Annotated in this window: 34 protein-coding genes and 1 pseudogene; 20 read left to right on the forward strand and 15 right to left on the reverse strand. The window is 66.0% G+C overall.

Annotated features, from left to right (window positions below; genetic code table 11):
- Nucleotides 1–522: 522 nt before the first annotated feature.
- The 15 genes and pseudogenes from FZN60_RS26330 to FZN60_RS26400 form a co-directional block, all read right to left on the reverse strand.
- The gene (locus FZN60_RS26330) at nucleotides 523–1,449 is read right to left on the reverse strand and encodes a primase/helicase family protein (RefSeq protein WP_158876968.1); all 927 of its coding nucleotides are present in this window, start codon (nucleotides 1,447–1,449) and stop codon (nucleotides 523–525) included.
- Nucleotides 1,449–2,105: an HNH endonuclease gene (locus FZN60_RS26335; protein WP_158876970.1), complete on the reverse strand. Its 657-nt coding sequence runs from the start codon at nucleotides 2,103–2,105 to the stop codon at nucleotides 1,449–1,451. Before FZN60_RS26335 ends, FZN60_RS26330 begins: the two co-directional genes overlap by 1 nt.
- The gene (locus FZN60_RS26340) at nucleotides 2,102–2,299 is read right to left on the reverse strand and encodes a hypothetical protein (RefSeq protein ID WP_158876972.1); all 198 of its coding nucleotides are present in this window, start codon (nucleotides 2,297–2,299) and stop codon (nucleotides 2,102–2,104) included. The genes FZN60_RS26335 and FZN60_RS26340 overlap by 4 nt, the downstream gene beginning before the upstream one ends.
- Nucleotides 2,296–3,894 carry a DEAD/DEAH box helicase gene (locus FZN60_RS26345; RefSeq protein ID WP_158876974.1) on the reverse strand — a complete coding sequence of 533 codons (1,599 nt, stop codon included), beginning with the start codon at nucleotides 3,892–3,894 and terminating at the stop codon, nucleotides 2,296–2,298. Before FZN60_RS26345 ends, FZN60_RS26340 begins: the two co-directional genes overlap by 4 nt.
- Nucleotides 3,891–4,244, reverse strand: a complete 354-nt coding sequence (locus tag FZN60_RS26350) for a hypothetical protein (RefSeq protein ID WP_158876976.1) — start codon at nucleotides 4,242–4,244, stop codon at nucleotides 3,891–3,893. The genes FZN60_RS26345 and FZN60_RS26350 overlap by 4 nt, the downstream gene beginning before the upstream one ends.
- Nucleotides 4,244–5,326 carry a ParB/RepB/Spo0J family partition protein gene (locus tag FZN60_RS28715; protein ID WP_199266658.1) on the reverse strand — a complete coding sequence of 361 codons (1,083 nt, stop codon included), beginning with the start codon at nucleotides 5,324–5,326 and terminating at the stop codon, nucleotides 4,244–4,246. Before FZN60_RS28715 ends, FZN60_RS26350 begins: the two co-directional genes overlap by 1 nt.
- Nucleotides 5,257–5,652, reverse strand: coding sequence for a VRR-NUC domain-containing protein (locus tag FZN60_RS26360; protein ID WP_158876978.1), 396 nt, complete (start codon nucleotides 5,650–5,652; stop codon nucleotides 5,257–5,259). The genes FZN60_RS28715 and FZN60_RS26360 overlap by 70 nt, the downstream gene beginning before the upstream one ends.
- The gene (locus FZN60_RS26365) at nucleotides 5,649–6,890 is read right to left on the reverse strand and encodes a DNA-methyltransferase (RefSeq protein WP_199266659.1); all 1,242 of its coding nucleotides are present in this window, start codon (nucleotides 6,888–6,890) and stop codon (nucleotides 5,649–5,651) included. The genes FZN60_RS26360 and FZN60_RS26365 overlap by 4 nt, the downstream gene beginning before the upstream one ends.
- Entirely contained in the window at nucleotides 6,890–7,309 is a 420-nt protein-coding gene (locus FZN60_RS26370) for a hypothetical protein (protein ID WP_158876980.1), read from the reverse strand. Before FZN60_RS26370 ends, FZN60_RS26365 begins: the two co-directional genes overlap by 1 nt.
- Entirely contained in the window at nucleotides 7,306–7,713 is a 408-nt protein-coding gene (locus FZN60_RS26375; protein WP_158876982.1) for a winged helix-turn-helix domain-containing protein, read from the reverse strand. Before FZN60_RS26375 ends, FZN60_RS26370 begins: the two co-directional genes overlap by 4 nt.
- A gap of 47 nt (nucleotides 7,714–7,760) precedes the next feature.
- A complete protein-coding gene (locus FZN60_RS26380; RefSeq protein ID WP_158876984.1) occupies nucleotides 7,761–7,973 on the reverse strand; it encodes a hypothetical protein in 213 nt (70 codons plus the stop codon).
- An 8-nt stretch (nucleotides 7,974–7,981) separates the two neighbouring features.
- Nucleotides 7,982–8,125, reverse strand: a pseudogene (locus tag FZN60_RS29070) (ClpX C4-type zinc finger protein); the annotation flags it as partial.
- A gap of 101 nt (nucleotides 8,126–8,226) precedes the next feature.
- Entirely contained in the window at nucleotides 8,227–8,745 is a 519-nt protein-coding gene (locus tag FZN60_RS26390) for a phage regulatory CII family protein (protein ID WP_158876986.1), read from the reverse strand.
- Nucleotides 8,746–8,947: 202 nt separating this feature from the next.
- A complete protein-coding gene (locus FZN60_RS26395; RefSeq protein ID WP_158876988.1) occupies nucleotides 8,948–9,133 on the reverse strand; it encodes a hypothetical protein in 186 nt (61 codons plus the stop codon).
- Nucleotides 9,134–9,419: 286 nt separating this feature from the next.
- Complete coding sequence (locus tag FZN60_RS26400) at nucleotides 9,420–9,623, reverse strand: helix-turn-helix domain-containing protein (protein ID WP_158876990.1); 204 nt, start codon at nucleotides 9,621–9,623, stop codon at nucleotides 9,420–9,422.
- Nucleotides 9,624–9,673: 50 nt separating this feature from the next.
- Here FZN60_RS26400 and FZN60_RS26405 point away from each other — a divergent pair, with 50 nt between their 5' ends.
- From FZN60_RS26405 to FZN60_RS26500, 20 genes are all read left to right on the forward strand, one after another.
- A complete protein-coding gene (locus tag FZN60_RS26405) occupies nucleotides 9,674–10,303 on the forward strand; it encodes an XRE family transcriptional regulator (RefSeq protein WP_158876992.1) in 630 nt (209 codons plus the stop codon).
- Nucleotides 10,304–10,314: 11 nt separating this feature from the next.
- Entirely contained in the window at nucleotides 10,315–10,731 is a 417-nt protein-coding gene (locus FZN60_RS26410) for a hypothetical protein (protein WP_158876994.1), read from the forward strand.
- A gap of 94 nt (nucleotides 10,732–10,825) precedes the next feature.
- Nucleotides 10,826–11,143 carry a hypothetical protein gene (locus FZN60_RS26415; protein ID WP_158876996.1) on the forward strand — a complete coding sequence of 106 codons (318 nt, stop codon included), beginning with the start codon at nucleotides 10,826–10,828 and terminating at the stop codon, nucleotides 11,141–11,143.
- Nucleotides 11,130–11,483 carry a hypothetical protein gene (locus tag FZN60_RS26420; protein WP_158876998.1) on the forward strand — a complete coding sequence of 118 codons (354 nt, stop codon included), beginning with the start codon at nucleotides 11,130–11,132 and terminating at the stop codon, nucleotides 11,481–11,483. Before FZN60_RS26415 ends, FZN60_RS26420 begins: the two co-directional genes overlap by 14 nt.
- A 799-nt stretch (nucleotides 11,484–12,282) precedes the next feature.
- On the forward strand, nucleotides 12,283–12,549 hold the full coding sequence (locus tag FZN60_RS26425) for a hypothetical protein (protein WP_158877000.1): 267 nt from the start codon (nucleotides 12,283–12,285) through the stop codon (nucleotides 12,547–12,549).
- Complete coding sequence (locus FZN60_RS26430) at nucleotides 12,549–12,929, forward strand: hypothetical protein (RefSeq protein WP_158877002.1); 381 nt, start codon at nucleotides 12,549–12,551, stop codon at nucleotides 12,927–12,929. Before FZN60_RS26425 ends, FZN60_RS26430 begins: the two co-directional genes overlap by 1 nt.
- Nucleotides 12,926–13,102 (forward strand): hypothetical protein, encoded by a 177-nt coding sequence (locus FZN60_RS26435; protein ID WP_158877004.1) that lies wholly within the window; start codon nucleotides 12,926–12,928, stop codon nucleotides 13,100–13,102. The genes FZN60_RS26430 and FZN60_RS26435 overlap by 4 nt, the downstream gene beginning before the upstream one ends.
- Before the next feature lie 100 nt (nucleotides 13,103–13,202).
- Nucleotides 13,203–14,444 (forward strand): lambda-exonuclease family protein, encoded by a 1,242-nt coding sequence (locus FZN60_RS29365; protein ID WP_158877006.1) that lies wholly within the window; start codon nucleotides 13,203–13,205, stop codon nucleotides 14,442–14,444.
- A 56-nt stretch (nucleotides 14,445–14,500) separates the two neighbouring features.
- On the forward strand, nucleotides 14,501–14,944 hold the full coding sequence (locus FZN60_RS26445) for a hypothetical protein (protein WP_158877008.1): 444 nt from the start codon (nucleotides 14,501–14,503) through the stop codon (nucleotides 14,942–14,944).
- Nucleotides 14,944–15,330: an HNH endonuclease gene (locus FZN60_RS26450; protein ID WP_158877010.1), complete on the forward strand. Its 387-nt coding sequence runs from the start codon at nucleotides 14,944–14,946 to the stop codon at nucleotides 15,328–15,330. The genes FZN60_RS26445 and FZN60_RS26450 overlap by 1 nt, the downstream gene beginning before the upstream one ends.
- Before the next feature lie 85 nt (nucleotides 15,331–15,415).
- Entirely contained in the window at nucleotides 15,416–15,640 is a 225-nt protein-coding gene (locus FZN60_RS26455) for a hypothetical protein (RefSeq protein ID WP_158877011.1), read from the forward strand.
- Nucleotides 15,637–15,894 (forward strand): hypothetical protein, encoded by a 258-nt coding sequence (locus tag FZN60_RS26460; RefSeq protein ID WP_158877013.1) that lies wholly within the window; start codon nucleotides 15,637–15,639, stop codon nucleotides 15,892–15,894. The genes FZN60_RS26455 and FZN60_RS26460 overlap by 4 nt, the downstream gene beginning before the upstream one ends.
- Nucleotides 15,891–16,232, forward strand: a complete 342-nt coding sequence (locus FZN60_RS26465) for a DUF6197 family protein (protein WP_158877015.1) — start codon at nucleotides 15,891–15,893, stop codon at nucleotides 16,230–16,232. Before FZN60_RS26460 ends, FZN60_RS26465 begins: the two co-directional genes overlap by 4 nt.
- The gene (locus FZN60_RS26470; RefSeq protein WP_158877017.1) at nucleotides 16,229–16,492 is read left to right on the forward strand and encodes a hypothetical protein; all 264 of its coding nucleotides are present in this window, start codon (nucleotides 16,229–16,231) and stop codon (nucleotides 16,490–16,492) included. The genes FZN60_RS26465 and FZN60_RS26470 overlap by 4 nt, the downstream gene beginning before the upstream one ends.
- Nucleotides 16,489–17,079: a Lar family restriction alleviation protein gene (locus FZN60_RS26475; RefSeq protein WP_158877019.1), complete on the forward strand. Its 591-nt coding sequence runs from the start codon at nucleotides 16,489–16,491 to the stop codon at nucleotides 17,077–17,079. Before FZN60_RS26470 ends, FZN60_RS26475 begins: the two co-directional genes overlap by 4 nt.
- Before the next feature lie 349 nt (nucleotides 17,080–17,428).
- Nucleotides 17,429–17,614, forward strand: coding sequence for a hypothetical protein (locus tag FZN60_RS26480; protein ID WP_158877021.1), 186 nt, complete (start codon nucleotides 17,429–17,431; stop codon nucleotides 17,612–17,614).
- Entirely contained in the window at nucleotides 17,611–18,429 is an 819-nt protein-coding gene (locus tag FZN60_RS26485; protein ID WP_246727226.1) for a DNA cytosine methyltransferase, read from the forward strand. The genes FZN60_RS26480 and FZN60_RS26485 overlap by 4 nt, the downstream gene beginning before the upstream one ends.
- Before the next feature lie 159 nt (nucleotides 18,430–18,588).
- Nucleotides 18,589–19,575, forward strand: a complete 987-nt coding sequence (locus tag FZN60_RS26490; protein ID WP_158877023.1) for a DUF2237 family protein — start codon at nucleotides 18,589–18,591, stop codon at nucleotides 19,573–19,575.
- Entirely contained in the window at nucleotides 19,562–20,011 is a 450-nt protein-coding gene (locus FZN60_RS26495) for a hypothetical protein (protein ID WP_158877025.1), read from the forward strand. The genes FZN60_RS26490 and FZN60_RS26495 overlap by 14 nt, the downstream gene beginning before the upstream one ends.
- Before the next feature lie 175 nt (nucleotides 20,012–20,186).
- Nucleotides 20,187–21,353: a tyrosine-type recombinase/integrase gene (locus tag FZN60_RS26500; protein ID WP_158877027.1), complete on the forward strand. Its 1,167-nt coding sequence runs from the start codon at nucleotides 20,187–20,189 to the stop codon at nucleotides 21,351–21,353.
- Nucleotides 21,354–21,446: the final 93 nt, after the last annotated feature.

The following is a 21,446-nucleotide window of genomic DNA, read 5'->3' on the forward strand; positions in this document are numbered from 1 at the left end:
CCGACTGCCACCCCGTAACGGGCAGAGAGCTCCTTCTGGGAGAGCCGCTCTTCGTTCTTGCGAATGGCGAGAACGTCGGCCTCGGTCAGCTTGGCGGCAACGCATTTGGACCCTCTCGCCGAGGTGCCGTGAGCCACACGGTCCATCTGATTCTCGCTCGGGGTGGCCCATCGAAGGTGTCGAGGATTGACGCAGCCGAGGTGTCCTTTGCCGCACGAGTGCGCCGCCACGCTGTCGGCATTCGGGGCCGGCCCGTGCGCGAGTTCGCAGATAAAGCGGTGGGCCTTTATCTGACGCCCATCGACATGCATGTTCCCGTAGCCACGCGACGCCTTGGAGAATGGCCATGCGAGGCATTCGTCGCTTTGGCACTTGAGAGCCGTTCCTTCGACCCACGCCATCGCAGAGCCGGGCGATGACCGACCGGCAGTCGCGCTTCCGTGCTTCATGAGGCGGTAGTAGTGGTTTCGGCAGACGCCATGAGCGATCACCGAACGCTCGCATCCTTCGACAGAGCAGCAACTACGCAGCATGGCTCTCCCCCACCGGTGCCGATCTGATGAGCGCCGTTAGGGAGCGCTGGACGGCAAAGATGCCCTGATCGAGCAATACGTCGTTGAAGTCGTCGCCGAGCCTCTCGGGCATGACGTAGGGCTGGCCCGCCTGGCGCGCGCAGTGCTCGCCGGTGCCGAGGCCGTCGAACTGCTCCATCGGCTTGTCGTGGTCGGCGGCGATGAAGCAGCGGCCGCGGATGGTGCGCGCGAGGACCGGCAGATTGTAGGCCGAGAAGCCAATGATGACGGTGTCGCTGCGGCCGAGCCCGCGGAGAGCCGCGCGCAGGGACATGCCCGTCGCCAGCCCCTCGCAGAGCCAGGTGTCCGTGCCCTTGGACAGGCGATGGCAGGCGCCGCCCATTTCCCCGCCGGCAAGGAAGCGCTTCTCCCCGCCTTCCCAGATGAGCTGCGCGCTGGTGATGCGCTCGCCGATGCGCGCTGGCACGACCAGGGCCGATCGCGCACCATCGGGCACGATGTAGCGGCCGGCGATTTCGCGCACCGCGTCGGCGGCGATGACGAACCCGCGCTCGCTCGCGAACCCCTTGGCGGCGAGGTAGCCGTGCGGGGCGAGTCGGGCGCGGCGCACGAGCTCCTGCGCGATACCGGCGGCCTCGGCGGTCCGCCGCTGCCGATCACGGGCATCCCGAACTCTCCGCTCGACAAAGCGGCGCTTCACCTCCGGGTCTAGCGCACCCAGGCGAACGGTCGCGTTCTCCCCGGTCTGCATGTTTCTCGCCGTAACCCGATCGCCGTCGATCATCACACGGCCATCGTTCTTGCCGTTGCGGCCAGTGAGAGTATCGGCATAAAGCCACCGACCTTCCCGATTGTCTCGAGGGACAGTGATCCCTACGACAGCGCAGGCTTCGGAGACGGCTTCCTGGATGTCCATCACAGCCACCCCCAGCTGCGGTTGCGGATGATGTCACTGACCGCTGCTTGGCTGACACCATAGCGTTCGCTGATTTCTCGCTGAGACTGGCCGCCCGATGCGGCAGCCTTTCGGATCTCAAGAACGTCGGCTTCAGTCAGCTTGGCCTGGAGGTGTCGCTCTCCTCGATTATCGGTGCCGTGAATCAGCTTATCGGCAAAGTTGCCGGCCCTCGTCTTCCATGAAAGATGGCCGGGATTGACGCAGCCGAGGTGCCCTTTGCCGCAGGAATGAGCCGCGTCCATCCCGTCGCTCGGAGCCGATCCATGCGCCATCTCGCAAACGACGCGGTGAGCGTACTTGGATTTACCGTCGATGAAGACGCGCCCATAGCCGTTTCCAGCATCGGCGAAAGGCCAGCTCAGGCAGGCCTCATGCTTGCAAGTCAGGGCAGTCTCAATCAGCCAGCGCAACGGCACGCCCGGTGAAGCGTGACCAGCAAGCGCGTCACCATGGCGCTTCATGCGCTTATAGTGCGCGTCGCATAGCTGACGTGCCTTGACCTTTCGACTGCAGCCCGAAACCGAACAGCCTTGGCTGCCGCCTTCCTGGTAGCTGGGCGGCGGCACGATGCCGACCTCGGCGCAGGCCCTGTCGATCGCATCGTGCGGGGTCATCGGCCGGCCTCCGCAGCGAAGCGCTTCTCCATGTCCTGCAAGGCGCCGGTGAGGAAGGCAGCGACGCCGGGGTTGCTCGGCTCGCCGTCGACGAAGCTGTCGCGCAGCATCTCCAGGCGGCGGTGCGCCGTGTCGAAGTCGGACGATCGGCGGATGCTGCGGGGCACGTCGGGACTGTTCGGCGCGGCGCTCATGCGGCCCTCCTGGATCCATGTTTGCGGAAGCGTTTGACCTCGCGGTCGATCAGGGCCCACTCGTCGGCGCGCACGCCCGACGGATCGCAGGGCGCCTCGTAGAGGCCGCGAGGAAGCTTGTTGTTCGGGTAGATGTCCGACCAGATGCCCATCGCCCATTTGCGCGCGTGCTCGGCGCCGCGGCGGGTCTTGGTCGAGGTGAAGGCCAGGGCCGCAGTCCACATGCGCTGCGGATCGGCGAGGCAGTCGGCGCGCAGGCCGGCGCGCGGCGCGAATCCATGCCGGGTGGTGACGTCGAGGTCGATCAGCTCGCCCTGGACGATCTGGATCTCGCCGCGGCGGGGCTTCTCCCAACCGCAGGCCGGGCAGGCCTCGGCCTTCGCCTCCATCTGCATGCCGCACTCGCGGCAGAAGAGTGTCGTCTTCGGCCGCTCCTTCGGCTCGCGAACCACGCTGTCCTGCTTGGAGGCCTTGGACAGGCTGTCGACGCCGTACTCAAACAGCCAGGCGGTGTCCTCTTCGAAGGTCAGGCAGTTGCCGGAGTGGTCGAGCCACAGCGCGAACTCCTTGCCCGTCTCCTTCGAGGTGCGCATCGCGCGGCCCATCTCCTGGATGTGCGAGGAGAAGGACTTGCGGTAGGGCCGGCAGGAGATCCCGCAGAGGATGTCGGGGACGTCGAACCCCTTCGTCAGGACGGCGCAGCTAATCAGCCCGTGGATCGCGCTGTCGGCCTTCCGGAACTCGGCGATCTTCCGGTTTCGGTCCTCGTCGTCGCCGTCGAGGTAGCTGATCTGCTGGAAGTTGAAGCCGGCGGCGGCGAACTGGCGGCGGAGCTCGTCGCCGTGCTTCACCGATGGCGAAAACACGATCGTCTTCACCGGGCCGCCGAAAGCGATGCGCGTCTGCTCGATCCACGTCTCGACGACGTTGCCGATGATGGTGATGCCGCGGGCGCCGGCGTCCTCCTCGGCATACTCGCCCTTTCGGATCCGAGCGTCCTTCATGTCGGGCGTGACGCACGCCTTGATGCGGAGCGGCGCGAGGAAGCCTTCGGCCAAGAGCTTGTTGACGGTGGTCGAGTTGACCAGGCCATCCCACTGCGAATCCATGCCGGCGGTGAAAGGCGTCGCGGACAAGCCGATCACCCGGGCGCCGGCGGCTTTCGCGATCAGGTCGAGCGCGCCCTTGTAGACAGCGTGGCACTCGTCCCAGACGATCAGGTCCGGCAAGAGGTGCGCGCCGATGCCCTTCAGCCGGTTGCCGAGCGTCTGCACGCTGACGATTTGGACGAGCTTCTTTGGATCGGTGAGCGGGTGGTTGGCTTGAATGACGCCGTGCTCGATGCCGTGGCTGTCGAAGCGCCGGCTGGTCTGATCAACGAGCGTCACCCGATCGACGATGAACCAGACGCGCTTGCCCTTGCGCAGACACTCCTGCACCAGGACCATCGCCATTTCTGTCTTGCCGCTGCCCGTCGGGGAGGCCAGAAGCTGGCGTCGGAGTCTCTTCGAAGCGCCTTCTCGCAGGCTGCCGATGGCCTCCTTCTGGTAGGGGCGCAGGATGTCGAAGATGGAAGCGGGCGCCGCGTCGCTCATGCGGCCCCCGCCTGCGGCGCTTCGTCGATGATCTGGCCGCACCGGGTGATGAACCAGGACCAGTCCAGATCAGACACGCCGCGCAGGCGGTGGCGAATCAGGATGTCGGCGAATTGCTCCGCCCACTCCCTTGGCGCCTTGCCGTCGAACTGGATGATGCCGGCGCGCTCGTCGAACTCGGCGTTCTCGTCCTCCAGGAAGCGAACGATCGCCTCGTGGTGCTTGGCGATGAAGTCGGCGCCCCCCGCCGGGAGCTTCCGGCTGTTGACGATGCGCAGGTTGCCGTTCTCCAGAACGACGTTGGCGCCGCGCTCTCGCACGCGGGCGACGAGATCGGCGACCGAGGCCATCAGGCAGCCGCCCCGTTGATGATGGAGCCAGTCTTGGCGTCGATCACGACGTCGCCGCCGGTCCAGCCGCGCTTGCGCAGCTCGCCCATGGCCCAATCGAGGCTGCGCTTGTAGCTGACCTTGTCGGCGCTCTCCTTCTCGACCTGGATGCGCAGGACGCGGATCTGCTCGTCCTTACCCTCGATCACCTTGTCGACGCCGCCCTGCTCGAACTGGACGCGCATGGGTTCAAGGCGCGCAAGTCTGGCGTCCCGCTCGGCGACATCGGCCTCGAAGGCGGCCGCCGCCTCGCGCAGTTCGGCCACCTCGGCTTCAAGCTCGGCGATGCGATCCTCCGGCGCCGGTGCGACGGCAGGGGCAGGCTTGCGCCCCTCAATCGCGGCCTTCCGGTAAGACTCGGCTTCCTGGATCGACGCCGGCAGCTTGGCGGCTACCTCGTCGCGCTCGCGATCGTGCTCGGCCTGCTGCGCGGCGCGCGCCTCGCGCTTGGCCGCCTTGTCTTCGGCCGGCACGCCGATCTTGGCTGTGTCCTGCTGGTAGGTCGTGCCGCCGCGTGTGACGGTGCGCTTGGCGTCTATCTGTCCTCCGATGACAGATGGGCGAAGCGAGCTGACAAGGTTGTGGCCCACGCCGGCACGGCGCGCGATCTCGCGGTCAGACCACGCCGACCACTCCGGATCCTTCAGCAGGATCAGGACTGCCTTGCGCTTGTCGTCGTTCGTCCGGCGCAGGCCATGTGACGCGTTAGCGCCGACACTGAACAGGATGGCGTCGCGGGTCGTACCCTGCCGGACGTCGGCCTCGATTTCGACCGCACCGGCATGGCGATAGGCGTGGAAGCGGTGGAAGCCGTCGGCGAGCCGGTAGACCGTGCCGTCGAAGAACAGGACCACAGGCGGGAAGTCGGCGCCGTCGCGGATCGCAGCCGCATATTCGGCGACCACCTGCTCATCGAGGCCGACGCGGGACTGCGTGCCGCCGTCGATGCTGATGTCGGAGAGAGCGACGGTCGTCATGCTGCCTGCCTCGTGGGGATCTGCCAGGCCGCGAGTGCGGCCATCACGTCGTCGATCGTTCGGCAAAGGGCCCAGGGGACGCCATTGGCGTCACACCAGTCGCGAAGATCGATCTGCTCCGGCGACAGGGCGCCGCCGACGAGGCGCTTGACCTCAATGAAGAAGAGCCGCCCGGTCGGTCCGACGATCTCGATGTCCGGCCAGCCAGGCTGCGTGCCCTGACGCTTGAGCTTGGCGCCCTCCTTCTCCGAGCGCTTGCCGCCATTGGGACTGTGGTGGACGCGATAGGAGGACGGCAGGACAAGGACGAGAAAGTCGTAGATCGCCAGATGGGAGACGATCTCGCGGGCCTCGCGAGCGGCCTGGATGAGGCGCTTGCCGGCTGCGGTCATGCGGCGCCCCCGAACAGCCCGAACGCTTCCTCCTGCGGTTTCATCGCAGCGCGGCGACGACGGCGCTCATCCGGTCCGGCCATTGCCAGTTCCATCCGGCGGCGGATGTCGGCGGCGTATTCCTCCTCGCGCTCGATCAGGAGGGCGCGGCGGCCCTCGCGCCAGGCAGCCTCGCCCGTAGTGCCGGTGCCGCCGAATGGGTCGAGCACCAGCCCGCCCTTCGGCGTCACGAGGCGAACGAGATACTGCATGAGATCAACCGGCTTTACGGTCGGGTGCTTGGAGCCGATCCGGTCGTCGGCGTCGGCCTTGGCCGTGTAGAAGAACCGTGCGGCCGATCCGCCGGAGTCGCGTGGCAACACGGTGGGCCGCGGGCCGTAGTCGCCATAGACGGCAGTTCCGACCTTGGGGTCGAAGCTGTCGTTCACCTCACGCTGCTGCCCCGGTGCCTCCGGGAAGGCCGCGAGCACCTCGTCGCTGCCGTCGTGGATGAGGTTCGCGGGCCAGCGGCCGGCCGGATCACCACCACGCACGCCGGGCTTCATCGCGAAGTTGGTGCCGCCCTCGTCTTGGTACCGACGATCGGCGCTCGCTTCGCCCTCGCGATAGTGCGACCAGAGTTTCGAAGCGCCTGCGCGCAAATCGTCGTCAGTGGTGACGCGGCATCCATCGATCTCTACTGCACCGGTGCCCCACCGCAGGATGTTGGCCGTGCCGGTCGGCTCGCTGAACGGCTTCTGCCCCATGTAGATGGGCTCGACCGCTGGCTTAAGCGCCTGGCCGCCGTAGCGCTGCCCTTCGTAACCCTCGGCCTGGATGCGCGTCGCCTTCGGAAATCCTGAACCGAACACCCAGGCGATAAGCGGATGCGTGATGAAGCCGGCATCCTCGATCGCCACCGACATGCGGCCGAAGCCACGTGTGGAGGCGAATGCGAGAATGTAACCGCCTGGCTTGAGGACGCGCAGGACCTCGGCCCAGGTCTCCGGGCGGAAGGCGATGTCGCCGCCATCCCAGACCTTCCCCATGAAGCCGCGGGCAGTGCGATTGTGCGGGCCGCTCTTTGACGCGGTGGATTCCGTCCGCCCCGTCTTTGCGAAACGCTTGGTGATGGAGTGAAGGTGGTAGGGCGGATCGGTGACGACGGCGTCGATGGTGTTCTCGGGCAGCGAGCGGAGCACGTCGAGGCAGTCGCCGACGTGGAGCATTACGCGCCCGCCGAGAAGGCTCTCCGACATCACGCCGCCACCGCCAGGACGCGCGGCGCCTCTTCGATGTGCGAGCGATAGGCGCGCAGGGTCGCCGCCAGGATCGCGGCCGCCTCATCGTGGCCTGTGGCGTCGTACCATCGATGCCGGCCCCGAACGGCCGCAGCGAAGCGATTGCCCTCTCGGCGCACCCAACGGTCGGCGCCGGGGCAGAGGTGCTCGCGCAACTGCGCCGCGGCGGCCGGGTGGCCAACCAGCCCGTAGGCATGCTGGCGCCAGCGCTCAGCCTCTTCCTCGGCGACGATGTGCAGGTGCAGCGGCAGATCCGGATCGGGATCGTGGTCGGCAAAGCCGGGCTGCCCGGCGAGCCACTCGAGGATCAGCGTGTCGAGGCCGAGGTTCGGGCCGGCCGCGCAGTTGACGAGGCGATGGATGAGGAACTCGATCACGCGGCCGCCTCCGCCTGATGAGCAAGGCGACGAGCCACGGCAGAGATCGACGGGCGCGGACCAGCTTGTGGAGCCTGCGCGTAGTAGGCCAGCGCGGCCGCGGCGGATCCGACGTCGATCACGGCGTGGCCGACGCCGTATTCCGTGTCGATGACGAGGCCGAAGTCGGCGATCCGATTGCGCAGCCGGTGCATGACGACGCTGAGCTGAGAATAGTCCCGCTCGTGGGCGTAGACCGCCGTCTCGTTGGGGCCGGCCTCGCGGGACATGGCAGCGATGAGGTCGGCGCGCAGCACGCGGTTAGGACGCGCATCCAGCAAGGCTCGGAGGACGCGGGCCTCCTGCGGTCGGATGCCGATCCGCTTCTCGCCGCGCGACAGGGTGCGCCCGGCTTCATCGATCATGACCTTGCTGGCCGAAACGCGATGGCCACAGGTCGGGCAGCAGGCCGTCATGCCTTGCCTCCACGATAGCGATTGGGGGAGTTGAAGCCGTGGACTGCGCCGGCTTCGGACGCTTCACGCGTAGGTCTGGGGGATGAGGTGCGGGCCTGCTTGCCCTCGACGGCGCGGCGCGCGCGGCGGTCTATCAGCTCTTCAACGAGCTTCGGGCAGGCCATGCCGATCGGATGCAGGCCGGTGTCGTTGTCGGGGAAGCGCTTCACGACCGCCTCTCCGCGATGACATCGACGCAGAGGTCGACGCACTCGTTGCAGATGAAGGCCTTTGGGCCTGCGATCAGATGAGGAACCTCATGCTGGCTTTTGCCGCAGAAGCTGCAGTAGAGCGTCTCGACGGCTGGCTTGCCCCAGAGCACGCGCTCGATCTTCTCCAGCCGGGAGAAGATGCCTTGCAGCTCGGCCTTGGGATCAGCCGAAGTGGCGATCGACACCATGGGAGGGATGTGGGCGGGGTAGCTCACTGGCGCTCGCCCCCGGTCATGCGGACGATCTGACCGCTGGCCCCACCTTCGGCGTTGATGCGCGCCTGGATCCTCCGAAGCTGCGCGATTTCCTCTTCGATTTTCGCGTTGGCCCGGCTCGCCTCCTCCGCATCAAAGCGGCCGTCGGAGAGCGCCTCGCCCATCACGCCGTAGAGCTCGCCGCGAACCTGCCCGAGCCGGCAGAGCTTCGTTTCCCAAGGAACCGAGGAGACATCGGCCGAGAGCATCGGCACGAGCTCGTAGTTCTGCGCCCTCGCCATGGCGGTGGTGATGACCGGCGCGCCTGCCTCCAGGTCGAGATCAAGCGCCACGTCGATCGGACAATGCGTCTTCTGCTGCTCAATGTTCGCCGAGCCGTAGCGAGACAGAGAAGTGGCATCGACGCGTGTGGCGTGCTGCACGCTATCGCCGCCACCGGCCAACGTGATGGAGCGGCGAACGGAAGCCTTCAGGGCCAACCTGTCGTCGCCGGTGCTTTTGCGGAGGTCGCTCATCGGAAGCCTGTGCAAGACGAGAGGGGGACGATTTCAGTGACAAGGCCGTGATCGCGCGCCATCTTCGGCGCATGGATCAGGCGGCAGGATCAGGTGCGGGCAGGACGACGATGGGCGGAAGCGCCCTGCCCGCTTGCACTCGCCACAAGGGTCGGACGAGCGCAGGGTCCGCGCCGCGTGGGAGGACACGCGACGCGAATGGTCATTGCTTCCAGGCGAGCGAGGCCATGGTCGCGAGGGTCTTGCCGAGGCCCTCGGCTTGAAACGGATTGAGGTCGACCGTGATGTCGCCGAGGCGCAGGCGGACGAGCTTCTGCCGGCCGACCGTCACAGGCGCCACCATCAGGCAGGTGTCATCGAGCGGGATAGACGGGTCGAGGCGGATCATGCGGCTCTATCCCCGCTACTAAGCTTATCGAGAAGCTCGCAAACGAGCCTGTTGCTGTCGGCCAAGCAGCCAATCTGATGTCGGATGAAAGACTTAAGATCACTGCGACTGTATTCTGGCAGAGCATTCCAATGATCTACTGCGACCGACGCCATGCTCGACGCAGTAGATAATTCATGATGCAAGCAGGTTGTGCATTGAAGCCACTTGCTTCCCGCCTGCCGGACAAACATCGGTCGACCGCCGCAGCGTGGGCAATCGATCGCCTGGGACAAGAGGCGCGCACTCATGCCGCTACCCCCGCCGTCTCGACAAAATCGGACACGGAAACTGCACCGTCAGTCACCGCTGCGATCTTCGCGATCGTCTCGAGGCGAGGAGTGCGCTGGCCATTGAGAATGCGACTGATCGTCGAGGCAGGCACGCCTACCCGCACAGCGAACGCCGCTGGCGATAGTTCGTGCTGCGCGAGGTAAGTGGAGAGCTTCATGCCCTCAGTTATTTGCCATATGGCAAGTTAAGTCAAGGGCGATTTGCCAAATGGCTATGGAGATAACCACGCTCGCCGTCGATCATTGCCACATGGCGATTTTGATGGTGCGCGACTTCCGGGAGCAGGCAGGCCTCACATTGGAGGACTTGGCTGGAGACATCGAGATTTCGGTGTCCCAGCTCTCGCGTATCGAGACTGGCAAGAGGGAGGCTCGGTTAGTGGAACTCCAGCGAATAGCGGACAGGCTGCACACGAAGGTTGGAGCGCTGATCGGCGAGCCGACGCCAATCGAGGTTCCGATCGTGTCATGGGTCAGTGCAGGCCTCATGCACTCTCAGGACCCCATTCGGAACGTCGATGTTCAGCGCAAGGTGCAGATCAGCGATTTGCCGCCGGGCGACTGGATGGGGCTGGAGGTCCAGGGCGACTCGATGGACCGGATCGCCCCTCCGGGATCGATCATTGTCATCGACCGCAAGGACATCCGCCCCCGCGATGAGCGCTTCTACGTGTTCGGTTATGACGATGACGGCGGCGGCACGACCTTCAAGCGATTCAGAAGCGGCAACCCTCCTCGCTTGCAGCCGTTCTCGACCAATCCTGACCACGAGACAATCTACCCGCGAAATGGCTTGCGCGTAATCGGCCGCGTGCGTCGCGTCATAACTGATCTCTGAGGATGGCCAGCATGCGCATGCCCCGTCTTACCGCATGCGCGTCGATCCTGTCGCTCGCCGGCTGCGTTGCGCCGTCGACGGGCTTGCCTCCACCGACGCCTCCGATTGATCCCGACTTGGCTGGGATATCCCTCACCCTCTCATCTGCCGAGATCCAGGTCGTCGAGGAAGGCGTTCGGCGCTCGATGAAGGACCCGATGAGCGCAATGTTCGATGGCATTCGCGGCGCCATCAACGATCGCGACTCGGCGAGCGCATGCGGCTTGGTGAACGGTCGCAACAGCTTCGGCGGCTACACCGGCGACAAAATCTTCGTTGGCGTCTTCAACCAACAGAGGACGGTGTTCGCCCCATCGGCGATCGCCGTGACGCCGAACGACGCCGTGGCAATCTACACGCTCTGCCGGCACATCGGCGCGGTGCCATGAAGATCGCCGAGGATCCGCCAGCCAACGATGAGCCGACGGCTTGGTATCGGCTGACGCTACTGGGGCGGCAGGTGCGGGACGAGGGAGCGGCGTAATGCCTGCGGAGACGTTCGAAGAGACGCGAAGACGCATCGAAGAACGACGCCAGCTCTTTGAGCGCGTGGATGCGATCCCGGCGGATCAGATCGTCAATTTCGAGATATCCAAGGGCGATTTGGCGCTGCTAATCCGCTCACAGTCGGAGTTCTTCGAAGCCGTCGAAGAGCTGAGTGACGTGCTGCGGCGGGAGCTTGGATCAAGGAGCCGCGTCGGCATGTCCGCCATGCACATCAGCCGCGCACGCTTCGACTTCGAACGGGCGACCGACGGCATCCTTCGCAAGCTAGTGGAGTCGCTTGATGGCGAGGAGTGACAGCGACAGCCTCGTCTCGCTGCTCGAGGAGCGGCAGCGTCGGATGGGAGAGCAGCAACCCGACGCAGATCCTACCCTCTCGACAGGCGGGGGTGGCGGGGGCACATATGACCGTATGGAAGCCCGGATCACCCAGCTTGAGAAGGACGCGCAGGATGTGAAGCTGCGCCTCGCGAGCATCGACGCCAAGATGGCGACGAAGGATGACCTATCAGCGATTCGCGCCGATGTCGGTGAGATCAAGGGCATGCTGAAGGCTATGCCGACGACCCTACAGCTTCTCGGGTTCGTGGTAGCGATCTTCATCGCGGCCGGCGTCACGCGCATCTTCCTGCCTTAGCAGGAGCCTGCATCATCCTGCATGATCGCGATCGGGCACATGCTCGGCCGTTTTCGTGCGGGCGCAGCGTCAGAGAGGCGCCGATTCCACACGGCAGCCGGCCACCCTTAAGGCCATATCGTGTAGGGCTTTGAGGCCGCGATTCCGTCCGCAGCCCGCCACCCCTCACCGCCTCTACCTGACACGTAGAACGAAAGTCCGGAAGGGTGGAGAGAAGCCCTCCTTCAGGCGGTTCAGACCTTAGGAAACGATGCAGAAATCCCTGGGCTGACCGGGCATCTGCCGGCCGCCAGGGTACTGCGCTTCCTTCAGCTCGGACGAGCCTTGAGGTTTCCACGCATCCCCGGCACGGCATATGGCGCCGCGTTCCCTGCCCGGTTCATGCTGCGTTTCTATCGGCTCAGGAAGCCTCACGAGCGGGGTGCGCAGTCCCCTTGCCGTTGCTCGTCCCTCGGGTTGGTTGTTGGCCGCTGACCCGCCAGCGATAGACGATCCCGTTCCTTCGGCATTCTCATGGGGCGGAACCCCTTCGTCACCCTACTGCACCTGGTCCAGAGCCCGCATCTGTCATCCGAGGACAGATAGCTGAGCCCTCGACCCGTGAGGCCATCCCTTTCGGGGTAGGCGGTCCATGAGGAGCGACTGAGTCGTTCTGACCAGTCGCACGACATATGTGCGCGCGCTCGCTGGTTCCGGTCAAGATTTTTCTTGCCATTTGGCAAAAACCATTTGACGGCTCTTTTGCCAAATGGCAACATCCATCCATACCCGCCACGAACTGGCCAGATGGAGGCCTCCGATGCAGCACGCACTGACAATGCCGTTTGGCCGTTCGGCCGCGGCAAGCATCGACGACTTGGACGCGCAGCTCGACCGAGAGCTCGACGTGGTGTTCCGCCGCAACGAAGGCCTCGACCTTGAGGAGCCGGCGCCGGTCGGCGTCACCGATCCCCTCGGCTTCTGGGGCGTGCTCGGCCTCGTTCTTCTGGCGCTGATCGTCGGCGCTCTGGCTGGCGGCCTCGGTGCCTTCGTCGCTGCGGCGCCTTCCTCGTGCGAGGTGCTGTGATGTCGGCGCACTCTCACGACGCGGCCGTTCTGGCGCTCGACGCCCTGATCGAAGCCGCTGACAAGCTCCGCAGCCAGATCGTCGGCCTCCCGCGCAACCAGGACCGTCACACGATCCTCGCCAACCAGTGCGCCATCGCTCCCCGCGTTCGCGCTCTGCCGGAGGTCGTCACCAACACCTTCGCCGCCGTCGGCGAGGTCGGCATGCCCGGCGACGTGGAAGTGTCCGACCGGATCGGCATGCGCAACGCGATCGACGACGCCAAGGCCGACATGTTCGGCGCCGGCTGGTCGACCTTCAAGGCCGGCATCGAGCCCCGCGCGCCGCAGCAGACCTGCCCCGACTTCATCCGCGACCGTTCTCTCGAGGTGACGCTGTGATCCGCGACACGCCCGCCCGCCGCCGCGCCAACGGCAATTCCTTGGCCGTCCTCGCCATCACCATCGGCGCCATCTTCGTCGTCGCCATGGGCAACGTCGGCGCCCAGCGTCAGGCCGAATGGCTCGTCGTCGAGCAGGAGAGCGTCCACCAGGGCGCCGGGCTGTTCCGGTGATGCGCTTCGGACCGCTCGCCTCCTGCCAGTCGCGAATCCTCGACTGGCTTCCCGCAATCAACGCCTGGATCAGGCTCTACCGTACCGAAGGGCCCGCCGCATGAGCGCCGTCCAGACCTACAATGGCGCGCAGCCGCCGGCGCCCGTCGAGACCCGCGGCGCCACCATCCTGCAGATCATCGAGCGCGTGGCCTCCATGCCCGAGCTCGACGCCGACAAGATCGACCGCCTTCTGCAGATGCAGGAGCGCATCATGGACCGGGAGGCGGAGACGGCCTTCCTCGGCGCGATGCAAGCCGCCCAGGCGCAGATGCCGCGGGTGACGCGCGACGCCTCCAACAGCCACACCCGCTCGCGCTACGCTCGTCTTGAGACGATCAACGCCGCCATCGGCCCGATCGTCACCGGAAACGGGTTCAGCCTCTCGTTCGGCACGGACACGTCGCCGATCACGGACCACTATCGCATCACCTGCGCCGTATCGCATGTCGGCGGCTTCACCCGGCATTACCACGCCGACATCCCGGCCGATGCTGGCGGCGCCAAGGGCGCGCAGAACAAGTCGGCGACCCACGCCTTCGGCTCCACCATGAGCTACGGCCGCCGCTATCTCACGATGCTGATTTTCAACGTCGCCCTCACCGACGAGGACGACGAGCGATTTCATCGGAGCCCGAGACATGCTCCGCGCCAAGGGGAGGAAGTCGTGAGCCAGATCGTTCAGGGCACTCCCGAGTGGTTCGCCGTCCGCTGTGGCAAGGTCACGGCCTCGCGCGTCGCCGACATCATCGCCAAGACGCAGAGGGGCCCGGCCGTTTCGCGTGCCACCTACCTCGGCGAGCTCGTCGCCGAGCGGCTGACCGGCGTCCCGGCGGAGAGCTTCTCCAGCCCGGCGATGCGCTGGGGCACAGAGACCGAGCCGCAGGCGCGCGCCGCCTACTGCTTCTACCGTGACGCCGACGTCGCCGAGATCGGCTTCGTGCCGCATCCGGCCATCCCCTCGACCGGCGCAAGCCCCGACGGGCTGGTGGGCGACGACGGGCTCATCGAGATCAAGTGCCCGACCACGGCCACGCACGTCGAGACGCTCCTGTCCGGCACGATCGCCGGCAAGTACGTCACGCAGATGCAGTGGCAGATGGCTTGCACGGGCCGCGCTTGGTGCGACTTCGTCTCGTTCGATCCGCGCATGCCCGGGGAGATGCAGATCTTCATCCAGCGCGTCGAGCGGGATGAGGCGGTGATCGCCGAATTAGAAGAGGCTGTCGTCGCTTTCCTCGGCGAGCTCGAGGCGAAGCTTGCGGCCCTGGCCGAGCGCTTCCGGATGCAGGAGGCGGCATGAGCACGCCCCTCGCCTACGTTTGGGAAGGTGACGCTTTCCGGCCGGCCAATCCCTTCATGGCCAAGCTCGCCGACCAGCAGTTCGTCATCGGCGAGCGCTACATGCTGGAGCGCCATGAGGCGCGCAGCACCAAGAGCCACAATCACGAGTTCGCCTGGCTGGAAGAGGCTTGGCAGAGCCTGCCGGAGCACCTCGCGCCGGTCTACCCCACGGCAGAGCACCTGCGGAAGCGTGCGCTGATCGAAGCAGGTTTCTACGACGAGCAGGCTGTCGATGCCGGCAGCCATGCCGCCGCGGTGCGCCTCGCTCGCTTCATCGGCAAACGCGAGGAGTTCTCGCTAGCTCTCGTGCGCGGATCCATCGTCATCGTCCGGACTGCCAAGTCGCAGTCGCGGCGCTGGATGAACAAGGCCGAGTTCCAGGAGTCGAAGGACGGCGTGCTGCGCGTCGTGGCCGGCATCCTCGGCATCGCTCCCGAAGAGCTTGGGAGGGCCGCCTGATGCCGCGCACCGTCAAGGAGTGGATCGGCAAGACGGACGATTCGATGCCGGGCGAGACCGTCCGCCTGCGCATCGCCGCCCGCCAGGGTGACGCCTGCGCCGAGTGCCGGCGGGAGCTCTCCAAAGTGAAGTCCACCGCCTGCGACCACATCACGCCGCTCGCCGACGGCGGGCCTAACGCCGAGAGCAACCTGCAGATCCTCTGCGGCGACTGCCACGGCTTCAAGACCGGCCTGGAGAACAGCCGCCGGGCCGTCGAGCGCGGCCAGAAGGCCAAGCACCTGAAGCTCGCCGGCAAGAAGCGCACCACCTTCCGCCGCCCTCCCAAGGGCACCCGCTACGAACAAGGCCCGCACGGGCTGCGAGCCGTGAGGCCCTCCGCATGACCGCCCTTCTCATCACAGGGGCGCTCGTCGCCCTCCTCATCGAACGAGCACAAGCCCGCATCGACCAGATCGAGGAGATCGGTCAATGACCTCCGCCGCCTTCTACCTCACCCTCTACCTCGCCGCCGGCCTCGTCATCGCTCTTATCGAGCATCGTGGATGCCGAGGCTTCATCACCACCAGCCGCAAGCGTGCCCTGGCGAACATCGCCGTCATGACGGTTGGATGGCTTCCGTTCGGTGCTTTCCTGGCGATCGTGATCGCGGTGGCTGCGTTCGTCGACTTCTCGGAAGAGGAGGTGGGACTGTGAGCCACCATCCCATCCGAGACCTCGAAATCTGGCATTACACGGGCGAGCACGGCGCTCTCGCCTTCTTCGGCGACGGCAGGGCCTTCCCCACCTACTTCCGCGGCCAGGACGCTGAGGAGGCCATTTCGAAGGCCGAGGCATTCCGCGCCGAAACCATCGCAAGGCACGAACAGAGCTTCATCGCTCGATCTGAGGCGTCCGAGAAGGCGAAGGCGTCCGCGGCCCGCAAGAAGGCTGAGGAGGGCGCGCGATGAAGACGAACGAGAGCTTCGCGTCTGCCTCCTCCTCTCGATCCGACATGCTCAGGGATGTACGGGGCTTCATAGAGCGCGGCTGGACGCAGGGTGCCACGGCACGAGATGCTGAAGGCTTCCGGTGCGTGCCGCGTGACCCGCGGGCGGAGTGCTGGTGCCTACTTGGCGCCGCGGTGGCCGTGGCCGTGGCCAAAGGCATTACTGACCCGCTCGCACGTTCGCTCGGCTTCGAAACCGGCGTCGCCATGGTCATCTGGAACGACACGAAGGGCCGCACGAAAGCCGAAGTGCTCGCCCGCATCGACCAGGCCCTGGAGCGGGCGGGTGGTGGCGAATGAGCGGCTTCAAGTGCGACTGCCTCGACGTGATGGGCGCCAAGCTCGCCGAGCACAACACGAAGATTTGCGTGACGATGGCGTTCCCGCGCGACGGATCGCCCGGCTACGTCCTGCCGAAGATCGACACGGAGAAGATCGAGAAGCGCAACCGCAAGGGGCCCGCTCTCGCGATCCCGACTTTCTGCCCGTTCTGCGGGATCAAGGCTGGCGCTGAGCCGCCGGCCGTCGCCGCTCCCTCCTTCGATACAGGTGCAGCATGACCTCCGCCCCGAACGGCGCTGAGGCGCTGTCATCCTCCCCCGTATCCATGCAAGACAATGCTGAGGGGGTGAAGCTCCTTCCATGCCCTTTCTGCGGGACGACACCGGACATCAACAGCCCGGCGACCTTCCAATCTAGCCAGGGCACCAAGTGGGGCGCCGTGGTGTGTTGCTGCACGGGGCCTGAAGTCCGCACCGGCTACGGCCCGGTTGAGGAGTGGCGGGACGACGCCATTGAAGCCTGGAACACCCGTGTCTCCTCCTCCGTCCCGTCTGTCGATGTCGGGGGAGATGGGAATAGGCTGCCGCGAGGCGTGGCAAGTGCGGCAGCGTACGATGTGCTGGCCGAACGCCGCCGGCAGGTCGAGGCGGAAGGCTGGACGCCCGAGCATGACGACCAGCACGAGGGCGGAGAGATTGCCCTTGCCGCGGCCTGTTACCTGACAGGCCGGGCAGACCTGTGGCCGTGGTCGGGCTCTCCGAAATTCAAAGACCTTCGCACCGATCTCGTACGAGGCGTGGCGCTTGGTCAAGCTGAGATCGAGCGCCTGGACCGCGCCGCGCTGGAGGGCAAGGCCAATGGCTGACGCAAACACCAGCGCCCGCGAGACGCTGCTTCTTGCCCTCCGCCTCCGCGCCCAAAGCGTCGCTCTCGGGGAGCCCGGTGATAGCGGCGCTGATCTACCGCGAAGGTCTGCATCGGCGGCGGAGGGTAAGCCAGTAGCGTGGCGCTGGACCAGCTCGTCATGGCAGAACGGGAGTTGGGTTCTGACACACGTCGAGCCCGATGCCGGTCCGTTCCGTACGATCGAACCTCTCTATGCCGCATCCGCCCTCACCGCCAGCCCTGCGGGCGATGATCCCAAGGCCCTCGTTGCGGCAGCCCGATCTTCATCCACCGAAGCCGTAGAGCAGGAGGTGGAGAGACTGCGGGAGTTGATCAGTTTCGCTCGCGATGTCGCGGTCGTGTCGATCGCCTATTGCGGTCGCGATTGGGGCACCCCGCGCGAGGGCGCCACCATGGACAACCTGTCGTCCCTGTGGCGCGATCTCGATGCGAAGCTCGCCGCTCTCGCCCTCTCCTTCCCCAAGGTCGAGAGCGAGCGGGAGGGTGGACGATGACCACCTCCCCCGATGAAGGCGTGCGGCGTGCGGCGCAATTGCGACGCGTCCGCTGCGACATGAGCGCGGCCCGAGCCTACTACAACGAGATCGATCCGGACGCCGCTGCGGTCCTGCGCGAACTCATAACCGACGACGTGATCGCTCCGGGCGATGTCGACACCCGCTCCATTCAGGATGTTCGAGCCGATGACCTGCGCCCTTACACGCAGTGCCATTTTTTCGCCGGCGGAGGTCTCTGGTCAGTCGCAGCTCGACTTGCTGGATGGCCTGACAACCGCCCCCTGTGGACCGGCTCCTGTCCTTGCCAGCCCCTCTCGCCGGCAGGCCGCAAACGCGGCGCCGACGATCCTCGGCACCTGTGGCCCGACCTCTTTCGCCTCATCCGTTCCCGAAGGCCCCCTGCATTCGTGGGAGAGCAAGTTGCGGGACCGCTTGGCGACGTGTGGTTCGACGGAGTGCACGCTGATTTGGCGTCGGCGGGTTACGCCTCAAGGGCTGTCGATATCCCGGCTTGCGCGCTCAACGCGCCGCAAGAGAGGGAGCGACGCTGGATTGCTGCCTGCCCCGACAGCGTCGGACGGCGGGCCAGAGTGGTCGAAGGCGAAGTCCCCCGCCACAACGGGGCTCAAGCTCGCGACCGTTCTCGGTGGCCGTCCCCATCCAGCGTTCCTCGCCTGGATGATGGGGTTCCCGGCAGCGTGGCTCTGCGCCGCATCGCGGGCAATGCGATCTACGTCCCGCTGGCGGCCGAAGTCATAGCGGCGCTGATGGATGCTCTCCCCGAAGTCCCCTACGCATTGGAGGCAGCATGAGGATCATCTGCTGGATCAAGGGGCACGTCTGGCGCCCGCTGGAGCCTGCCGAGGCCTATCCCGCCAAGGAGGGGCGTAGCTGCCTCAGGTGCGGCCTGACGGAATGGAACTGGTATGGCCAGTTTTGGGCTCGGCGGCACATTAGGACCGGAGGGCCCCATGGCTAACCCCTCCCCCGATGAAGGCGTGCGGGCGGCGCTGGCCAAGCTCTGCACTGAGTATTGGCGGGCTGGATACGACTGCGCTTGCGGCAGTAGCGATGACGGATCGCTTGAGCGCATGACGGCAGAATTTCTCGCCGCCCTCTCCACCCCCGTTCCCGAAGAAGGGCTGCCGCGAGGATCTGCATCGGCGGCAGAGGGGGAGCCGGTGGCGTGGCGGTGGCGCACTCGCCTTGGGCACTTCGTGGCTCAGGCGGGCGTCGACTACCCTTATGTGCACGAGGATCTGCGCGACACCATGGAGCCCCTCTACAGCGCCGCAACTCTCGCGGCAGAACGAGCGAAGGCAGAGGAGGCGCTGCGCGCCCGTATCGTCGCCAAAATCCGCGATGTTGCGACGCGCTTCGAACGGCGCTCGGCCAGCCAGAACAATCATCGTGCTTTGGCCGACGCCCTGGAGAGCGGTCACCTGTTCGGCGAGCGTTACCCTTCGACAGAAGCCGGTGATGGCGTTGCGTCAGCCCTCCCTTCACCCCTTCCTTCGCAAGGGGAGCCGGTGGGCTATGCCTATGCCGACTCCCTGTCGCGGCTCGCGAGCGGCCGGGTGGACTCGTGCGCGATCTTCCGCCTGGACGATCGCTCTCCGCTCGATGTCCCCCTCTACAACGCCGAAGCCCTCGCCGCAGAGCGAGCCCGCGCGGACAGGGCGATCCAGGACGAGAAAGAAGCTCGTGCCGAACTGGCCACATGCTGGGAAGCGCTACAGGCTCAAACGGCCCGCGCGGACAGGGCGGAAGAGGACGTGCTGGACCGGCTCTACGACAAGGCGAGCGAAGAGGGACGCGCGTGCTCATCAGTCACCCTGCGGGAGGACGCCCGTCGCGCCGCCGGTTGGCTTTTCGGAGAAGGCGCTCGGTCGGCCGAAGTTCGCACCGCTCTCCGCGCCCGCAACATCCTCAAGGAGACGCCCGATGAAGCGCGATGAAATCGGGCTGCCGCAATCCCCTGCGCAGGCGGCAGAGGGTGACGTGCTGAAGGCCGCTCTGGAACGCATCGTCAACCCCATCGGCTTCATGCAGAAGCAGGCCGAGGCCACGGGCTTCAAGCTCGACGGCCACATGGCGATGACGCTGTCGAACGATGCCAACTACCTCAAGGGCATCGCGCAGAAAGCACTGGACGCCCTATCCGCAGAGGGATCTGGAACCCTCGCGGCAGCCTCCATCTCCCAATCTGAAGGAGACCGCCGCGCTAAGGATATGCGGGAACGCATCCTCCAAGCGATCCGCGAAACGCCCGTCATGGCAGACTTAACCGACCGGCCCGACACTTTCGCGGAAGGCGTGGATGCCGCCGAGATGGCGTTCATCAAGACGATCCGCTCTCTCCCTCTCCATCCAGAGAAGGCACAGGAGCGATGAGCCCTCATCTGGACGACGTGCCCCTGACGCTGGCCGAAGCCTGCGCCGAAATCTTCCGAGGCACCATCACCCCCGCTACGCTCCGCGCCGAGGCACGACGCGGACGCCTGACCATCGAACGCATCGGACGACGCGACTTCGTGACCCGAGCCGCCTTGAAGGAGATGAGGGAACAATGCCGCGTCAATCCAAGGGAGCCCGTCTCTGGTCCGACAAGGCCAGCGGCTTCTGGTTCATCCGAGACGGAGCGATCAAACGCAGCACTGGCTGCCGCTCTGACAACCGCGCGGGCGCTGAGGACGCCCTCCGCGCTTACCTCGACACGAAATACGTCCGGCCAAGCGACAGTCGTGCCTCTCGCCTCTTCGTCACGGACATCCTGATCTACTACGGCCGGGAGATCGCGCCCGGCCAGAAATCCAAGGCGACGAGCTACGCCATCGAGCCGCTTGCGACGTGGTGGGCGACGAAGAAGCTCTCCGACGTGAAGCGTTCGACGTGCCTCGCCTACGTGGAACACCGCAGGAAGCAGCCGATCCGCCAGGCGAAGACGGACGAGGCCCGGAAGAAGAAGGTTTCGGAGGAGACCGCCCGCCGCGAGCTGACGGTCCTACGCGCCGCCATCAATGCCTATCACGAGGAGACGCCCTTGGACGCCCTGCCGATCGTGACGCTGCCGCCGGCCTCCCCGCCCCGCACGCGCTGGCTGACGCGCGACGAGGCGGCGCGGCTGCTCAAGGCGGCTCGCCGGTTGGAGGACAAGGACAGCTCGCGCGCTCTGGTGCGGTTTATCCTGCTCGGGCTCTACACCGGCACGCGCTCGGGCGCGCTGCGGGATCTCGGCTGGATGCCGAACTCTCTCGGCGGATGGGTGGATCTGGAACACGGCGTCATCCACCGTCGCGGCGAGGACGAGGCCGAGACCAAGAAGCGCAAGCCGCCGATCCGCATCCCCGACCGCCTCGTCGGCTCACTCGCGCGCTGGCACGCGGCCGACATGACGGAGACGGAGAAGCGCAAGCCGATCCCCTTCGTCATCCACTATCGCGGCAAGCCGGTGGACAAGCAGCGCAAGTCGTGGGCGGCGGCGCTGGAGAAGGCCGGGCTGCCGAAGGACATCACGCCGCACATCCTCCGCCACACGGCGACAACGTGGCTTCTTCATGCCGGCGTGAAGCCGTTTGAGGTTGCGAGCTACGTCGGAATGTCGGTGCAGATGGTCGACGACGTGTACGGCCACCACTCGCCGGAGCACCAAAAAGAGATCGCCGCGAACATCGGTCGGAAGCCCGCCGGAAAGGCGAAACTGTCATCGAAACTGTCACCTGTCAGATCGGCCTGAGCCGGACCTACCGCTAACAGCATGAAAGGATTGAGGAAAATGGTGCTGCGAGAGAGGATTGAACTCTCGACCTCTCCCTTACCAAGGGAGTGC

The sequence above is a fragment of the Antarcticirhabdus aurantiaca genome, from assembly GCF_009765365.1.
In the GTDB taxonomy this organism is placed as follows: domain Bacteria; phylum Pseudomonadota; class Alphaproteobacteria; order Rhizobiales; family Rhizobiaceae; genus Antarcticirhabdus; species Antarcticirhabdus aurantiaca.